The following is a 16,888-nucleotide window of genomic DNA, read 5'->3' on the forward strand; positions in this document are numbered from 1 at the left end:
TTCACTCATTCAAAACTATGACTTTCGCGGAGCTACAGCAGTTTATACTTAATACCTTTGGCGCAGAAGTTATACTTGAGGCCAAACCCGATGGCCTGCAGCCGTATCTGCTGGTGCAACCCGAGCGCCTATCGGACATCTGCCTGGAGCTGCACGATAACCCGCAAACATACTTCGATTTCCTATCTTGCCTAACAGGTATAGATAACGGCCCGGATGCCGGCACGATGGAGGTAGTTTATACCTTATACTCTATTCCTTACGACGACCACCTTACGCTGAAAGTGCAGGTGCCGCGCAATAACACCCCTGAGCAAGCCATGCCGCAGGTGCCTACCGTCAGCCACATCTGGCGCTCCGCCGATTGGCACGAGCGCGAGGTGTTCGATATGTATGGCATCTACTTTAAAGACCACCCGGATATGCGCCGCATCCTTTGCGCTGCTGACTGGGAGGGCCACCCGCTCCGTAAAGATTACGTGCATCAGGATTATTACCACGGCATCAAAGTCCCCTTCGACCAGCATAATGAGTTAAACGGTTTTAAAGGCGAGCCGCAATTGATCATTAAAAGAGAGAATGAGCAGTTTCCGGATATGAGGGAGAAGCCGGAGTAGGGTTTATACTTTAAGGCACTCGTTGCTAGCTAATTTATATTGGGAGTCCTGGACATCTTTGTCCGGAGCGTGTCTGCTGCGAATTTCCTAATCCGCGTATTTATCTTGTGCTATACTTTCTGTCTACTGTTTCCCCTCAGTCTTAATTACCTATCGTTTTTCTTCTTGCTTTGGTGCGCTCTAGCCCGCGGGGGCTCGTTTTCCCACTCGGGGCTGCTTTCCTTTCCTGCCCTCGTGCCTCGGGCTGCCTCGCTCGCGCTCGTCACCGGAAACTCTCGAATAGAGGGCCCCGGCCCCTCACGGAAAAACTGGGATCATTCAGATAGCTGTTGTTCATGCAACTGAAACTGCTCTACTACGGCTGCCTTTCGAGCGCCGCACATTCAGTTGGCTGCCGCTCATGCAACCGGAGCCGCATCGTAGGTACAGGTCGCGACCTGTCCTTGTAATACCTTGGGCTATAAAACTCTTGCTTGCTTTTAGGGGAGAATGCTAAAACGAAAAAGCCGCCGGTTATACTTCCGGCGGCTTTTTCGTTTTAACCTTGGCAATAGCGTTACTGTACGTTCTTGAAGAAAGTGGGCGAGTTGCCATAGAGCGGGGTGCGGCCATCCCATTTCTCGATGAACTGCTGCTGAATGAGCAGGGGCGTGAGCGTGCGCTGGCGCAATTCGTTGGCTTTGGCTTCTGCCTCGGCTTCTACTATTTTCTTGCGGGCCTGGGCTTCTGCTACTTTCAGTTCGTTCTCTACCTGCAGGGCTTGCTGCACGGCGCGATTTTTCAGGTTTACGGCACGTACAATTTCATCCGGATACTGCAGGCCGCTGGTCATTTGCTCCAGTTCAAAGCCTTCGCGGCGCAGGGCCTCGTCCAGCGCCAGCTGTACTTTATCCTCAAAGCTCTGTCGGTTCGAGATGATGCTGTCGGTGCTATACTTGTTAAACTGAATGCGGAAGGCATCGCGGGTGTAGTTAAACAGCGTTGTCTCGGTTATCAGCTCAATATCCTTGCGGTACTTGGCAAAAATACGCGGGCTCTCGCCGGGAATCACCCTGAACGACATGGTTGGGTCTACGGTAAACACCGAGCCGTCTTTGGCGTTCACGGTAAAAGCCGGGTAATCTATCGTCTGCACAAAGGTCGGGAACTGAAACACCTCCTCAGTAAACGGGTTGTACCACACGCGGCCGGTAACCAGGCTCACGTCCTGCACGCCCTTGTCGGTGCCGTAGAGTTTTACAAGTATGCCCTCGTGGCCTGCATCAATACGTGTGCAGGATTTCATGGCGGTAATAGAGAAAACGAGTATCAGGATAAAGCTGATGCTCCAGGTAAAGATCTGTCTGTTCATTTAGGCTTTAAGTCTGTTGATGGAATAGCGGATAACGAAGAAGTTGGCTACGACCAGCACTACCAGCAGGCCCAGGCCAATAGCCACCTTCAGGTCAGAAGGCTGGCGCACCAGCGAGGCAATTTCTGTAAAAGTGAGTATATCGATCAGCAGCAGCAGGCCGAGCAGAAGGATGTAGCCGAATTTCATAGGAAGTATATTATAAAGGCAATATAATGAATTCTGTGGAATTTTGAGCCTGTATGTAGCAATTGCCTAACTGAATTTGTGGAGTCTTCGCTGGCTGGCGCGAGCTTGCAGCTCGTGCTGTTGTTATATAGCTAAAGAGGAAGTACGAGCTACAAACTCGCACTAGCACAACCTCTTAAAGCACACCTCTTATTTTGTTGCTTTAATGATTTGCCTAAGTTGAGCAATATTGCTTGGATCATTAAGCCTATGTATCATACTGTGGCAGTTGCTACAGAGTACAGCAAAATCTATTTTGATGTTAATTTGGTATTGTCCAATGCCTAGATTGGAAATAGGAGTCAAGTGGTGTGCTTCTATGAAGTTACAGCCTAAGATCCCATACTTAGATGTGAAGTCAAACTCGCATGCCTCACATATATAACCCTTACATTCTTTCACTTTTTTTGATATTCTAGAATTGCGTTCTATTCTAAAGTGAAGTCGATACTGCTTCTTTTCTATAGCTGTTAATCCTATATTCTCGTTAATATGTGTATCATTAAAATTAAGTTCTTCATATAGGTGGAGGAAGTGCAAGATATCTCCGATTAGTTCAGTCTCATTAGGTAAGTTATCAGCTGGGTAATACCGCGCAATTATATTTCCTGCTTCATAAAGCCTTGCGTTCGAATTCTTTGAGCTGAGGTTTATTTCAAGAAGGTCATTAGTATCAATATCTAGCTTTGCTCTATAGTCTTCTGCTCTAAGTTTCAAGACATTTCTTGCTTCTCTTCTGTAATTGTCTTTTACTTCCGTTACACCTTGATTTAATGATAAGTACACTCCTGACATGTCAGCCTTAAATAAAAATACTGGGTAATATCCTGACTGTGCAGTATCAGTTACTAAGGTGTCAAAAATTGCAATCCAAGGGCAATCTGTCCAGTTACCTTTGCCAGGAGAACCTACAACTTTGTACCGAGTTTGGTCAGACAAAACTTGGCTTATAAGTTGTGGGAATTCATGTCTGAGTTGGTCAGCTAGTGGATTGCCTGCAAAGCTTAGGCGCTTTTGTTTAAGATAATTTTCGATCGGCTCTCTTAGTAATTTTTCCATTATGTCTTAGCGGGTTAGGGGTATATACCAATCGTTATTTACATTCAACGTAAATAGTATCATGTATGTAAATATAATATATATTCATGTTATTATGTAATTACATATAATTGTTCTAACTACTTGTTTCAACAAACCCCTGCACAAATCCCCCTTTTTTCCGAACTTTGCAGAAGAGCCAACGCTCTAACTTTCTAACTCTTTAACTCTCTAACTTGCCCGTGTCTACCATCTACAAAAACTACCTGCTGCAGTCGGAGCCGAACAAGTTTAGCCAGGATGCGCTGAAGGCCGGCGAGATGATTGTGAACATGGGGCCGCAGCACCCGAGCACGCACGGCGTACTGCGCCTGGAGGTGGTCACCGATGGCGAGATAATACAGGAGGTGGTGCCGCACATCGGCTACCTGCACCGCTGCTTCGAGAAGCATGCCGAGAGTATGGCCTATAACCAGACCATCCCCTATGTAGACCGCATGGACTACCTGGCCGCCATGAACTCGGAGCATGTGTGGGCAATGGGCGTGGAGAAGTTGCTGGGTATTACCGACCAGATTCCGAAGCGCGTGGAGTACATACGCGTGCTGGTAACAGAGTTAAATCGCATCGCCTCGCACTTTGTGGCCATTGGTACCTATGCTATCGACATTGGGGCCTTTACGCCTTTTCTGTGGCTGCTCCGCGATAGGGAGCACATACAGCGCCTGCTGGAATGGGTCTGCGGCGCGCGCATGCTGTATAACTATATTTGGGTGGGCGGTTTATACTATGATCTGCCCATTGGTTTTGAGGAGCGCTGCCGCGAGTTTATAGACTACCTGCAACCCAAGCTCGACGAACTGGATACCATACTTCTGAGCAATAAGATCTTTATAGATAGAACCGCCAACGTGGGTGTGCTGCCACTGGATGTGGCTATTAACTATGGCTGCTCCGGCCCCATGCTGCGTGGCTCTGGGCTAAAGTATGATCTGCGCCGCGTGGACGGCTACAGCGTTTACCCCGAGCTGGATTTTGAGGTGCCAATAGGGAAGGGGCTTGCCGGCACCACCGGCGATTGCTGGGACCGCAACTACGTGCGTGCCCTGGAGTGCCGTGAGTCTGTCAAGATTATCAGCCAATGCCTCGACCAGCTTACCGGCGACCATAAACGCACTCCTGATTTCGACCCGCAGGCAGCCTGCCCCAAGAAAATACGCATGACCGGCAGCCAGGAGTTATACTTTAGAGGCGAGACTCCGCGCGGCGAACTTGGCTATTATTTCCGCACCACCGATAAAAGCGATGTGCCTTTCCGTGTAAAAGGCCGTGCGCCAAGCTTTGTAAATCTTTCTGTGCTGTCAGATATTAGTCGTGGCTGCATGGTGGCTGATCTTATTGCCATTGTAGGCTCTGTTGATATTGTGTTAGGCGAGGTGGATAGATAAGGCTCAGTTATAGGGTTTGCTCACCTTCTTGGCCATCCTGTAAGGATCTTTTTGCAGCTAAGTATAGGCTTGGCCTTCACTTATAAAAGCTTCATGCAGAATGACAGTAAACGTTAAATGCGTCTTCTCAGCGTTAATCTGATCTATTGTGGAAGGCGCGGCTAACTGTTTCCAGAACTTAGCCTCATGCCTCCGGCCTCAATGAAGTCGGGGACTTCAGATCATTTGTATGGTACGAGCCTGGAGACTCGCGCCAGGAATAAACAAAGTATGCTGAAGAAAACCCTGCCCAATAAAAAAAGCCTGCTTCATCAGCAGGCTTTATACTTATCCGCGTTGCTCTTTCCAGAGCTGGTTAAACGATTTTTTAGGGACGTGCAGCGGCTCGCGGCGTTTGCTCCAAGTGTCTTTTAAAACATACTTCAGCACAAAGTTTTTCGCAGCTGATGGGGCAAGATTTAGCAACGTGCGGCTCTTCATGGCTTTCAGCCAGAATTTAAAAGCAGTAGTTTCCTGTCCGTCGGCCATGCCTTGGTCTACACTTTGTTTACGATTAAGCAGCAGCAGATTGTGTATGTTGATCTTTACCGGGCATACCGAAGTACAAGCGCCACACAACGAACTGGCAAAGCTCAAGTGTTTATGCTCGGCCATGCCGTTATAATGCGGCGAAATAACTGAGCCAATAGGGCCGCTGTAAGTTGTTTCGTAGGTATGGCCGCCGATGTTTTTGTAAACCGGGCAAATGTTAAGGCAGGCACCGCAACGGATGCAGTTCAGTGCCTCGCGCTTTTCGGGAAGGGCCAGTAGGTCGGTACGGCCGTTATCCAGCAATACCACATACATCTCTTCCGGGCCATCTTTTTCTTTTGGCTGGCGCGGGCCGGTAAAAATCGTGTTATAAACGGTTACGTTCTGGCCGGTACCGCTGGTGCTCAAAAGTGGCCAAAATAATTCCAGGTCCATAATAGACGGAATCATCTTTTCGATGCCCACAATAGCGATGTGCGTTTTCGGGAAAGTAGTGGAAAGTCGGGCGTTGCCCTCATTCTCGGTTACAGCCACACCTCCTACATCCGCTATTAGGAAGTTGCCGCCAGTAATGCCCACCTCTGCTGAAGTATACTTCTCGCGCAGCAGCTTGCGGGCCACGCCTACCAGTTCCTCCGCATTATCGGTTGGCTTAATGCCCAGCTTGCGCACAAACAGGTCGGCAATGTCTTTTTTAGACATGTGCATGGCCGGTGTTACGATGTGGTAAGGCCGCTGCTCTGCCAGCTGCACAATGTACTCGCCCAGGTCGGTTTCTACGGTTTCGATGCCGTTTTTCTCCAGGAACTCGTTAAGGTGAATCTCCTCCGTGATCATGGATTTAGATTTCACGACGGAGCGGGCGCGCTTGCGCTTCATGATCTCACCAATCTCCCTTAAAGCCTCCTGTGCGTCGCGGGCCCAGATCACCTTGCCGCCGCGGGCGGTAAAGTTGGCCTCAAACTCCATCAGGTACTTGTCCAGGTTATTGATGGTATTGGTCTTTATATACGAGCCGCGCTCACGGGCTAGTTCATGGTCGGTGTATTGGGTAAGGCCACGCTGCACAGCGGCATTATACTTGCCGATGTTAAACTTGATGGTAGCGCGGTGGCCCTGGTCGAATGCTTTTGTTTCCGCGTCTTGCAGAAACTGTCTTAGTTTACTCATGCTGTTTCTCCCCTACGTGTTTCCGGTACAAAGGCTGCAATTACCACAAGCCCTACAAAAGAAAAACACCCTTAAAGGTAGGGTGTTTTTCTTAGAGTTGAAAAGTTAGAATGTTAGAAGGTTAAAAGTAAAACTGTAAGTGATCATAAGCTAAAAGTATACTTTTTTGCTCTATGCCTCTGATCATATAACCCGTCAGGCTTATGAGCTGCAAAGCCATACTTGTCACTTTCTAACGTTTTAACTTTTAAACGTTTTAACTACTTTTTATTGCTGTCTACCACAATGCGGTTTTCGCGGTTAGCAAGCTCCCATGCCACGTGGAACGCTAGGCGCGTTACTTTCTCAGCGCTCTCAAAGTTGATTTTATCTACCTCGTCGCTTGGCTGGTGGTAATCATCGTGCACGCCGTTAAAGTAGAATACGATCGGAATGCCTTTCTTAGCGAAGTTGTAGTGGTCTGAGCGGTAGTAGAAACGGTTCGGGTCGTTCTCGTCGTTGTAAGTATAATCCAGCTTGAGGTTGACATACTTCTGGTTCATCTCCTCGTTGATCTTGTGCAGCTCAGATGATAGCTTATCAGCCCCGATCACGTAAATGTAGTTGCTGTCGTTGGTCTTCTCGTACGTATAGTCCATGCGGCCGATCATATCGATGTTAACGTCTGCCACGGTGTTCTCCAGCGGGAAGATCGGGTTTTCGGAGTAGTACTCAGAGCCCAGCAGGCCTTTTTCCTCGCCGGTTACCGTCATAAAGAGCATACTGCGGCGCGGGCCGTAGCCATCTTTTTTAGCTTGGGCAAAAGCCTCGGCCACTTCCAGCACAGCCACTGTGCCCGAGCCATCATCGTTGGCGCCGTTAAAGATCTTGTCTCCTTCCAGCGACTCATCTATGCCTACGTGGTCGTAGTGTGCAGTTATTACTACAACTTCATCTTTCTTATCAGTGCCTTCAATGTAGCCTAACACGTTTTCAGTAGAAAGTGGCTCCGACCTGCGCTCGGTTAGTATACTTACTTTAGATGCAGGTGTATAAGATGCTGGCTGGGCGCTGGCCATCAGTTTATCGGCAGTAGTGCCAAGCAGGGCAGCGCCAACGGTAGGGGAGGCAATCAGGTTAACAGCGCGCGTGCTTTCTCCCTGGCGAGAAACAGACGGTTGCTTCAGGCGGTGTGCAAAACGCTCCGACATCATACGGAAAGGCTCCGCGCCCATAACGTAGACTACACCTTTGGCTTTGGCTTCCTCGGCGGCGGCAGAGAATCCACGCATCTTCGTCTGCATTTCGGCAGGCGTTGCCAGCAGTGTTACAATCAGTTTGCCCTGTGCTTTGGCACTGGGTACCTGGGCGGCATCAGACACATAAACGGCTTCTACGGCTTGCTCCGTAGAGAAAGCAGAAGAACCGTACGGGAAGAAGTCCTGCATCATCAGGTATTTCTCCTTGCCAATGGTTATGTGGCCTTCACCCCAGCTGCTTTTCTGTAGGTCAAAGGTTTGGTAGTATGGGTTGGCGCTGTTGCTCTTTACAGGGCCCATCAGTCCATCCTCACGGAACTCACGCGCAATATACTCAGCTGCCATTTTCTGGCCTTTGTCGCCAGTGTTACGGCCTTCATACTCATCCGAAGCGATAATGTGCAGGTGCTTCGAGAGGTCCGCCGCTTTAATGGTTTCGGCATACTTTGGTGCTGCTTCGCTGAGCTTAGCTACATCGGTGGTTGGTTTGCTGGCGCTTGGGCCTTGGGCGCAACCGTAGCCAATGGCAGCTAGCAGCAAGCATGCATAGAGATTATTTCTCATAGTTTTTGGAATGGTGTTAGTTAAATTAAGTTTAGTTTGATAAATGCAGACAGGATGTTTACTGTTTTTGGATCAGGACCGTTGCAAAAGCGGCCACGCCCTCTTTTTTGCCAACAAAACCAAGGTGCTCAGTTGTGGTAGCTTTAATAGATAAGTCTTCTTCGGGTATGCCCATCACCTCCGCCAGGCAAGCCTTCATAGCAGGTATGTGTGGGTTAACCTTTGGCTCCTGCAGGCAGATGGTAGAGTCGATGTTGCCGATCTCGTAGCCTTCGCGCGCAAGCAAGTGCACTACTTCTTTCAGAAGTATCTTAGAGTCTATGCCTTTATACTTTGGGTCTTTGTCGGAGAAGTGATAGCCGATGTCGCGCATGTTTGCGGCGCCAAGCAGGGCATCGCAGATAACGTGTATCAGCACATCCGCATCGGAGTGGCCCAGTGCACCATGGGTATGCGGTACTTTTATGCCGCCCAGCCAAAAGTCCAGCCCTTCCTGGAGCTGATGCACATCGTAGCCGAAGCCGGTTCTGATTTTAAGTTTCATTAAATCGATGGTTATACTTCAAGATACAGTAAATGTATCAGAAACTTCGCTTAATGCATAACATAAATTTGCACAGCATAGCTAATTCAAAGCCGCATTGGCAAAGTATAATCATTGTCTCTTGGCAGAGTATAGGAATAAAAAATATATATTAATGTAACTATATATTATAATTCATTTACATAAATTTGCTGCCGATCTAGTTGAATCTAAGAAAAATTATATGAATTCAGCTGATTTATTGGAAATATACAAACTTAAATTACGATTAACGCAATAATGATGATTGCAGCACCCTTTCTATCAAAAATGCGCCGGTTTACTATAGTAGCCTTAGTATTAACCGGTTTTCAGGCACAAGCCCAGTCTGCTAGAGAAGTATCTGAAGTTATAACAGACTTTGGTGGACTCTGGAAAAGCGCTAAAGGTAGCTTAAATAGTATAAAACCAGATAACAGCCATAACCTGTTGGCGTTTACCTATAAGGGCAAAACGTTCTCTACTGGTGCAAACGATGATAAGCTGACGAAAAATGGCGTTGCTTTTACAAAAGGGTATTATGTGGGTTACTTTTTTAGCAATGAAGCAGTAACTGCTACTAGTAACACTAAAATTGCACTCGGAGCCAGCTATGACGGTGTGGCAAATGGAGCAAGCAATCCTGCACCAACAAATTCGATTTCAAAATATTTAAGCGATGGCCTGAATGGCCTTGACTTGGGCACCGGCGTAGCTAATATGCCTAAAGGAGACTTGGTATATGACGCCAAAAACATACTTCCAGCAGCTATCGGGGATGATGTGCCGGATATTTTGGTTACACAAATTGCTGACCCATCTAACTCAGTAGATTCTTACGAATTTTTGGATAAAGATGGTAATCTTGTGGGGGGCCGCGTAAATATTGCGTTTACGAATATTTCGACTGTGGGCAAATGGACTGCCGACTTTTATGAGGCAAGCAAAACTCCTATGGCCTTAGGGGCAGGCTACACTAAAACAGAGCGAGACCTGCGTTTATGGGCTGCTGACTTTGCAGACTTCGGCTTAACAAAAGATAATATCTCTCAGGTACGCACTTTTGTGATCCACTTGAATGGTAATAGTGATCTGGCATTTGTGGCGTACAATGCCAACGCTTTTTACGAGCAAAGCCCTTACGGCGATATCGTGCCTCTGCCAGTTACCTTAACAAGTTTTACTGCCAAGCAGCTGCAGGAGCAAGTACAGTTAAGCTGGAGCACCGCTTCTGAAAAAAATAGCAGCCACTTTGAGATAATGGCCAGCACGGATGGCAGGCAGTTTGCAACTATAGGCAAAGTAAATGCGGCTGGTAACTCCAACGTTAGCCTTGTCTATACTTTTAAGTATACACCAGCCACTAGCGAAGTAACATACTATAGGTTAAAGCAAGTAGACCTAGATGATACTTTTGAATATAGCAAGATAATAGCCGTAACGCTACAGGAGCGGGCAGCGGAAAACCTCGTTTACCCGAACCCTGTGTCAGGGTCGGCATCAGAAGTAATACTGCAACATGCCGCTACAGGCGGAAACATTGAAGTATGGAACCTGGCAGGAGAAAAGATGCTAGCACTTAAAGCTGAGCCCGGAACTGTTAGAACTATACTTCCGGTGCAAAACCTACCTAAAGGCATCTACCTAATAGTATGCCAAGCTAACGGAAGCCGAGAAAGCACTAAGCTGGTTATACAGTAGCTACAAAAGGGCATGGTTTAAAAAAATAAGGGCCGGCTGCATGTGCAGCCGGCCCTTTGCATATATATGTAAAGGCACCTCAGGCTTAGGCCTCTACTTCCGAAAGGGAAGGGTAATCGATATAGCCCTCAGTGCCAGGAGTATAAAATTTATCTTTATCAGGTTGCTGCAGTGCCGCGTTTTGCTCAAAACGCTCTGGCAGGTCAGGGTTTGCAATAAACGGCACGCCATAGGCCACCATGTCGGCATGGCCTTCTTCAATAACCTTATTGCCGCTCTCCTGGGTAAAACCACCGTTAATAATCAGGTTGCCTTTATACATTGGGCGGTAGCGCTGCGCAATGTTTGGCTCTGCATGCGGCAGGTTACTTACATCAGTAAATGGCTCTGACAGGTGCAGGTATGCCAGGTTATACTTGTTTACGCTCTCAACAATGTAATCGAAAGTTGGGATGGTGTCTTCATTCAGCGTCATGCCGAAAATGCCATGCAGGCTTGGGTTCAGGCGTATGCCCACTTTCTCGAGCGGCATTACCTCCTTAATTGCATCCAACACTTCGAAAAGTATGCGTGCTCTGTTCTCAATCGAGCCTCCGTACTCATCGGTGCGGATGTTAGAAGACGACGAAAAGAATTGGTGCAGCAGGTAGCCATTAGATGAATGTACTTCTACGCCGTCAAAACCAGCTTCCATAGCATTTTTAGCAGCGTTTTTGAAGTCCTGCACAATCTGCTTGATCTCCGGAACAGTAAGCTCGCGTGGTGTTTCAGTCTCCTTAAAGCCCTGCGGCGTAAACGACTTGTCGTTCGGGTTAATGGCTGATGGAGCCACTGGCAACTCTCCGTTATGGAAGTCGGGGTGCGACATGCGGCCTACGTGCCATAGCTGCAGAAAAATTTTGCCCCCTTCCTCGTGCACGGCTCTGGTAGTCTTCTTCCAGCCTTCTACTTGCTCGGCGCTGTAAATGCCTGGTGTGTTTATATAACCTACGGCCTGCTCCGAGATCTGCGATCCTTCTGAAATGATAAGGCCAGCGCTGGCGCGCTGGCGATAGTATGTCGCCATAATATCGTTAGGCACGTTTCCGGCATCTGTTGCGCGGCTGCGCGTCATGGGAGCCATAACAACCCGGTTCTTCAGTTCCAGGTCATGTAATTTTATAGGTTTTAAAAGCGGTTGCATGTTAATAGCTGTTTTATTGATTTTTAAATTGCTAAGTAGAGTTGAGTGCTCATACTTGATACTCACTCATTCAGATTAATCCCAGTCTGGGGCAAAGGGCGGTCTGATGATGCGGCCATCGTCCTGCTTCAGGGCAGTAACCTGCCGCATTTCGTCCGCTGTTAACTCAAAATCGAAAATATTGAGGTTTGCCTTCATGTGCTCTTCTTTGGAGCTTCTCGGGATGGCGAGTACACCGTCCTGCTGCATCATCCAGCGTAGTGTTACCTGTGCCTCGTTCTTGCCATACTTCTCACCAATGCTTTTAAGCGTATCGTTACCCATTACTTTGCCTTGTGCAATTGGGCTGTAAGCCGTCAGCGTAATGTCGTTTTGGGCAAGGTAGCTGTGTAGAGTATCCTGATTTATGAAAGGGTGGTATTCTACCTGGTTTGTGATGATCTTGGCGCCGGTTGCTAGTACCTTGTCGAGCAGGGCAGTAGTATGGTTGCTTACCCCGATATGCTTGGCATAGCCTTTTTCCTGCGCCTTCATCAGCTCGCCGATGTATTCTTCTACTGGCACATCCGGGTTTGGCCAGTGTATCAGCAGCAGGTCAACATAATCAGTTTGCAGCTTTTTAAGGCTTTCCTCCACCGATGGCAAAAACTGGCCTTTATCCAGCTTCTCAAACCATACTTTGGTAGTCAGGAAGATTTCTTCACGTGGAACATCTGATGCGGCAATGGCACGGCCAACGCCTTCCTCGTTTTTATATATCTGTGCTGTGTCGATGTGGCGGTAACCGGCATCAAGCGCGGCCTTTACCATTGTCTCGGCTGTGTCGTTTTCCAGTTGGAATGTCCCGAAGCCAAGAGCCGGAATGGTGGCCCCTTTTATGTTTATTTCCTTTGTTTTCATAGTATGTACATCATTTGTTTATACAAGTATAAGTTCAAAAAAAACTTACCCGCGTAATTTGTCGAGTAAGTTACTTACCAGAACGGCTTCTTCGCGGGTGAGGTTATGAAAACTCTCAAACAGTACCGGGAATTTAGCATCCACCTCCTGGAGCTTTTTCAGACCGTTAGGGGTAATGCGCACCTCAATCATGCGGCGGTTGCTCTGGCAGATGTCGCGGGTAACGAAGCCTTTCTCAATCAATTTGTCGATAAGGCGTGTCACGTTGGAGTTGCGGTCTACCATGCGGCCCTGTATATCGCCGAAGCACACAGGCTCAGGGTGCTGCCCACGCAAGATAGCCAACACGTTGTGTTGCTGCAGCGTAAGGCCAAGCTCTTTAAAAAACGGCATCAGCTGCTGGTTTACCCAGTTGTTGGTGAACAACAGGTTGGCCAGTAAACGACGGTAGTCATCTTTAAACTCCTTCTGATGTATTTCGTCTTCTATGCGCATAGTTTTCCTTTCTGATTACAAAGTTAAGGAAGATATTTGTATATACAAAATTTGTTGGTGTAATGTTTTGCTGGAGAGCATATAAGCGGTAACTGTACCTTTTTCATTCTATCCATTAAGTGCAAACGCTAGATGCTTGCTTGCGCCATACAAGCCAACCAGCAACTCTTTTAACAAGGAAGGCCACCACATATGGCAGCCTTCCTATAACTTTTGCGCGGATTACTTTTATACTTCGGCCTCAACCGGCTTTTCCTTTTTCTCGGCTTTGTAAAGCAGGGTAGAGCAGTTCGTCAGGCGCAGCACTTCTTTGGCGCAACGCTGGATATCGTCGGGCGTTACAGCCTGCACTTTTTCACCCTCCTGATTAATTAAGTTTGCATCGCCGAGCAGCTTGCTGTAGGCCAGGTTCATGGCGCGGTTCAGTAGCTCAATCTCTGAGAACACAATGCTTGTTTCGGCCTGGTTCTTAACCTTGTTCAGCTCTTCCTCATCCACGCGCTGGTCTATCAGCTCCTGCACAATTGCCTCGATGGCGGCGTTTGCCTGTTGCATGTCCACGCCCTCGTTCAGCTTGCCCTGTATGATCAAAAGCCCCGGCTCGATGTTGCCCGATACGGAGGCCGTGATGGAGTTGAACAGTTTCTGCTCCTTTACCAGGCGCTCATACAATCGGCTGGATTTGCCACGGCCAAGTATATCGCTGATCAGGTCTACGGCATGGTAATCCGGGTGCTGACGGCCGGGCATGTGGTAGGCTTTGTAAATGGCGCTGAGCGGCACATCGGCTGTAACCTCTAGCGTGCGGGCCTCGGTTTGGCGCGGCTCCTGCTTTAGCTGGCGCTCATACTTGTTGCCGGCTGGTATCGGTCCAAACCACTTCTCGGAAAGCTCCTTGGCATGCTCGAAAGTTACGTTGCCAGCCACCACAAGGATGGCGTTGCTCGGCGAGTAGTGTTTCTTGAAAAAGGCTTTCACAATGTCCATGGTGGCCTCCTCTATGTGGGCGATCTCCTTACCAATAGTTGCCCATTTATAGGAGTGCTCCTTGTATGCCAGCGGGCGCAGCTTAAGCCATACATCGCCATAAGGTTGGTTCAGGTAATTCTGCTTAAACTCCTCCACCACCACTTTGCGCTGCACTTCAAGGCCATTCTCGTTAAAGAGCAGTTCCAGCATGCGGTCCGATTCCAGCCAGAATCCGGTTTCTATGTTCTGCGCAGGCACTGACAGGTAGTAATTGGTGATGTCGGGGCTGGTGAAGGCATTATTCTCGCCGCCTACGCGCTGCAGCGGCTCATCGTAGCTGTGTATGTTAATGGATCCACTGAACATCAGGTGCTCAAAAAGGTGGGCAAACCCAGTGTGGGCTTCCTCCTCGTCTCGGGAGCCTACGTCATACAGTACGTTCAGCACCGCCATTGGCGATGTATGGTCCTCGTGCACAATCACGCGCAAACCGTTATCCAGGGTAAATTCTTTAAAGTCTATCATATTTTTTTTGAGCGACACAGGCCACAAGTATCAAGATGCATACTTTGAGTAACGCAAGATGCTTTAGCCTTTACCGCTGAAGCCTAAACTTGCAACCTTTCCGGTATTTCTGTACTTTTTGCACGTCAAGATGAGTCTTGAGCCGTGTGCCTTGATACTTGTGTCCAAAGTTGAACGAAGCAAATGTATAAATTAGTGGCATAAGTTTCAGATAGAATGCCATTAGTTTAACTTGCCGAACTATAACGAAGTTTCATTAAAAGAGATGAACTATAACCGCAAAGAGTATACAGAAGAAGAGTTAATACAACTATACCGCGCCATCCTGAAGCCGCGCATGATCGAGGAGCGCATGCTGGTGCTGCTGCGACAGGGGAAGGTAAGCAAATGGTTTTCCGGCATTGGGCAGGAGGCTATCTCGGTTGGCTCGGCCATGGCGCTGGAGCAGGACGAGTATATTCTGCCGCTTCACCGCAACCTGGGTGTGTTCACGAGCCGTGGCGTGGCGCTGGATAGGCTGTTTGCGCAGTTCCAGGGCAAGCTGCACGGGTTTACCAAGGGCCGCGACCGCTCTTTCCACTTCGGCACCAACGAGCATCACATTGTAGGCATGATCTCGCACCTCGGGCCACAACTGGCTGTGGCAGATGGCATTGCCCTGGCCGATCTGTTGGAGCAGAAAGAGAAGGTAACGCTTGTGTTCAGCGGAGATGGCGGCGCATCGGAAGGAGATTTCCATGAGGCGCTGAACGTGGCGGCTGTGTGGGGCCTGCCGGTAATCTTTATGATAGAGAACAACGGCTACGGGCTGTCCACGCCAAACAACGAGCAGTTTAAATTCAGGCACTTTATAGATAAAGGCCCGGCTTACGGCATAGATGCCCTGCAGATAGACGGGAATAACGTGCTGGAAGTATACGACACCGTGCGCCAGGCAGCGGCCAGCATCCGTAAAAACCCACGCCCGATGCTGATAGAAGCAATTACCTTCAGGATGCGCGGGCACGAGGAGGCCAGCGGCACCAAGTATGTGCCAAAGGAGCTGTTTGAGAAATGGGCGAAGAAAGACCCTGTTGAGAATTTCGAAAGTTACCTGCTGGATGAGCTTGTGCTAACGCAGAAGGTAATGGAAAGTATAAAAGAGGAGCTGCGTAACGAGATTGAGGAAGGCTTGCAAAAGGCTTTTTCAGAACCGATGCCGGAAGTTAACCGTGAGCAGGAGATAGCTGATATGTACCAGCCCTTTGAGCAGGAAGTGGTGCAGCCAGCCTCCGAGTCCAAAACCGAGCGTCGTTTTGTGGATGCCATCTCCGATGCGCTCAACCAAAGTATGGAGCGCTACCCAGACCTGGTACTAATGGGCCAGGATGTGGCAGAGTACGGCGGCGTATTTAAAGTATCGGAAGGCATGGTGGAGAAATTCGGAAAAGGCCGCATCCGCAACACCCCGCTGTGCGAGTCGGCCATACTTGGCGTTGGCATGGGCATGTCGGTGAGGGGCAAGAAAAGCATTGTGGAGATGCAGTTCGCCGATTTCGTGACCTGCGGCTTTAACCAGATCGTGAATAACCTGGCCAAGAGCCACTACCGCTGGGGCCAGAATGCCGATGTGGTGGTGCGCATGCCAACAGGTGCGGGCACGGCGGCTGGTCCGTTCCACTCGCAGAGCAACGAGGCCTGGTTCTTCCATACGCCGGGCCTCAAGATCGTTTACCCATCCTCGCCCTATGATGCCAAAGGCCTGCTGAATGCCGCCATCGAGGACCCGAATCCAGTAATGTACTTCGAGCACAAAATGCTGTACCGCTCCATTTCGCAGGAAATCCCGGATGATTATTATACTGTTGAAATTGGCAAAGCCAAGACTGTGGCCGAGGGCTCTGACCTGACTATTATCACTTATGGTATGGGTGTGCACTGGGCCAAGCAGCTGCAGCAGGAGTTACGTGAGTCGAGCCTGGAGATTTTGGACCTGCGCTCCCTGCTGCCATGGGATAAGGATGCCGTGCGTACCGCCGTCGAAAAGACAGGCCGCGTAATCATTCTGCACGAGGATACTCTAACTGGAGGTATAGGCGGTGAAATAGCTGCCTGGATCAGTGAGCACTGCTTTGAGTTGCTGGATGCCCCGGTGGCGCGTGTAGCCAGCCTGGATACTGCCGTACCGTTTGCTCCGCCATTAGAGCAAGAGTTCCTACCAAGGCAGCGCCTGCGCCAGAAAGCCGAGCTGATGCTGAATTACTAGCGGTTTGTGCTTGCAAACTCTGGTATATAATTCAGTTTTGGGTGTGTTATATATCAGTTTTCAAATGTAAGTTGTTATAATGTTATTTTAATATTTAGATTTGCGCCATGCGTGTACTTCGCC

At 48.8% G+C, this 16,888-nt stretch carries 14 protein-coding genes; 4 read left to right on the forward strand and 10 right to left on the reverse strand.

The window, feature by feature from the left end:
• The first annotated feature begins 17 nt into the window (after nucleotides 1-17).
• Entirely contained in the window at nucleotides 18-617 is a 600-nt protein-coding gene (locus D1627_RS12055; protein ID WP_119432477.1) for an NADH-quinone oxidoreductase subunit C, read from the forward strand.
• Nucleotides 618-1,173: 556 nt separating this feature from the next.
• Here the strand turns inward: D1627_RS12055 and D1627_RS12060 are convergent.
• From D1627_RS12060 to D1627_RS12070, 3 genes are all read right to left on the reverse strand, one after another.
• Nucleotides 1,174-1,968, reverse strand: coding sequence for an SPFH domain-containing protein (locus D1627_RS12060; RefSeq protein ID WP_119432478.1), 795 nt, complete (start codon nucleotides 1,966-1,968; stop codon nucleotides 1,174-1,176).
• Complete coding sequence (locus D1627_RS12065) at nucleotides 1,969-2,157, reverse strand: hypothetical protein (RefSeq protein WP_119432479.1); 189 nt, start codon at nucleotides 2,155-2,157, stop codon at nucleotides 1,969-1,971.
• Nucleotides 2,158-2,346: 189 nt separating this feature from the next.
• On the reverse strand, nucleotides 2,347-3,255 hold the full coding sequence (locus D1627_RS12070) for an MrcB family domain-containing protein (protein ID WP_119432480.1): 909 nt from the start codon (nucleotides 3,253-3,255) through the stop codon (nucleotides 2,347-2,349).
• A gap of 221 nt (nucleotides 3,256-3,476) precedes the next feature.
• Between D1627_RS12070 and D1627_RS12075 the strand changes: the two genes are divergently transcribed.
• Nucleotides 3,477-4,682, forward strand: coding sequence for an NADH-quinone oxidoreductase subunit D (locus tag D1627_RS12075; protein ID WP_119432481.1), 1,206 nt, complete (start codon nucleotides 3,477-3,479; stop codon nucleotides 4,680-4,682).
• Nucleotides 4,683-5,009: 327 nt separating this feature from the next.
• Here D1627_RS12075 and D1627_RS12080 read toward each other — a convergent pair whose 3' ends face one another.
• The 3 genes from D1627_RS12080 to ispF form a co-directional block, all read right to left on the reverse strand.
• On the reverse strand, nucleotides 5,010-6,383 hold the full coding sequence (locus D1627_RS12080) for a LutB/LldF family L-lactate oxidation iron-sulfur protein (RefSeq protein ID WP_119432482.1): 1,374 nt from the start codon (nucleotides 6,381-6,383) through the stop codon (nucleotides 5,010-5,012).
• 260 nt (nucleotides 6,384-6,643) lie between these two features.
• Nucleotides 6,644-8,185: a M28 family peptidase gene (locus D1627_RS12085; protein ID WP_119432483.1), complete on the reverse strand. Its 1,542-nt coding sequence runs from the start codon at nucleotides 8,183-8,185 to the stop codon at nucleotides 6,644-6,646.
• Nucleotides 8,186-8,243: 58 nt separating this feature from the next.
• Entirely contained in the window at nucleotides 8,244-8,729 is a 486-nt protein-coding gene (gene ispF / locus D1627_RS12090) for a 2-C-methyl-D-erythritol 2,4-cyclodiphosphate synthase (RefSeq protein ID WP_119432484.1), read from the reverse strand.
• A gap of 309 nt (nucleotides 8,730-9,038) precedes the next feature.
• Here ispF and D1627_RS12095 point away from each other — a divergent pair, with 309 nt between their 5' ends.
• The gene (locus D1627_RS12095) at nucleotides 9,039-10,448 is read left to right on the forward strand and encodes a T9SS type A sorting domain-containing protein (RefSeq protein WP_158607182.1); all 1,410 of its coding nucleotides are present in this window, start codon (nucleotides 9,039-9,041) and stop codon (nucleotides 10,446-10,448) included.
• 85 nt (nucleotides 10,449-10,533) lie between these two features.
• Here the strand turns inward: D1627_RS12095 and D1627_RS12100 are convergent, their stop codons facing one another.
• From D1627_RS12100 to D1627_RS12115, 4 genes are all read right to left on the reverse strand, one after another.
• Complete coding sequence (locus tag D1627_RS12100; protein ID WP_119432558.1) at nucleotides 10,534-11,631, reverse strand: alkene reductase; 1,098 nt, start codon at nucleotides 11,629-11,631, stop codon at nucleotides 10,534-10,536.
• 75 nt (nucleotides 11,632-11,706) lie between these two features.
• On the reverse strand, nucleotides 11,707-12,531 hold the full coding sequence (locus D1627_RS12105; protein ID WP_119432486.1) for an aldo/keto reductase: 825 nt from the start codon (nucleotides 12,529-12,531) through the stop codon (nucleotides 11,707-11,709).
• 45 nt (nucleotides 12,532-12,576) lie between these two features.
• Complete coding sequence (locus tag D1627_RS12110) at nucleotides 12,577-13,026, reverse strand: MarR family winged helix-turn-helix transcriptional regulator (RefSeq protein ID WP_119432487.1); 450 nt, start codon at nucleotides 13,024-13,026, stop codon at nucleotides 12,577-12,579.
• Nucleotides 13,027-13,254: 228 nt separating this feature from the next.
• On the reverse strand, nucleotides 13,255-14,520 hold the full coding sequence (locus tag D1627_RS12115) for a M16 family metallopeptidase (RefSeq protein WP_119432488.1): 1,266 nt from the start codon (nucleotides 14,518-14,520) through the stop codon (nucleotides 13,255-13,257).
• 265 nt (nucleotides 14,521-14,785) lie between these two features.
• Between D1627_RS12115 and D1627_RS12120 the strand changes: the two genes are divergently transcribed.
• Nucleotides 14,786-16,765 carry an alpha-ketoacid dehydrogenase subunit alpha/beta gene (locus D1627_RS12120; protein WP_119432489.1) on the forward strand — a complete coding sequence of 660 codons (1,980 nt, stop codon included), beginning with the start codon at nucleotides 14,786-14,788 and terminating at the stop codon, nucleotides 16,763-16,765.
• Nucleotides 16,766-16,888: the final 123 nt, after the last annotated feature.

Origin of the sequence: Pontibacter oryzae, from assembly GCF_003576375.1 — a bacterium.
In the GTDB taxonomy this organism is placed as follows: domain Bacteria; phylum Bacteroidota; class Bacteroidia; order Cytophagales; family Hymenobacteraceae; genus Pontibacter; species Pontibacter oryzae.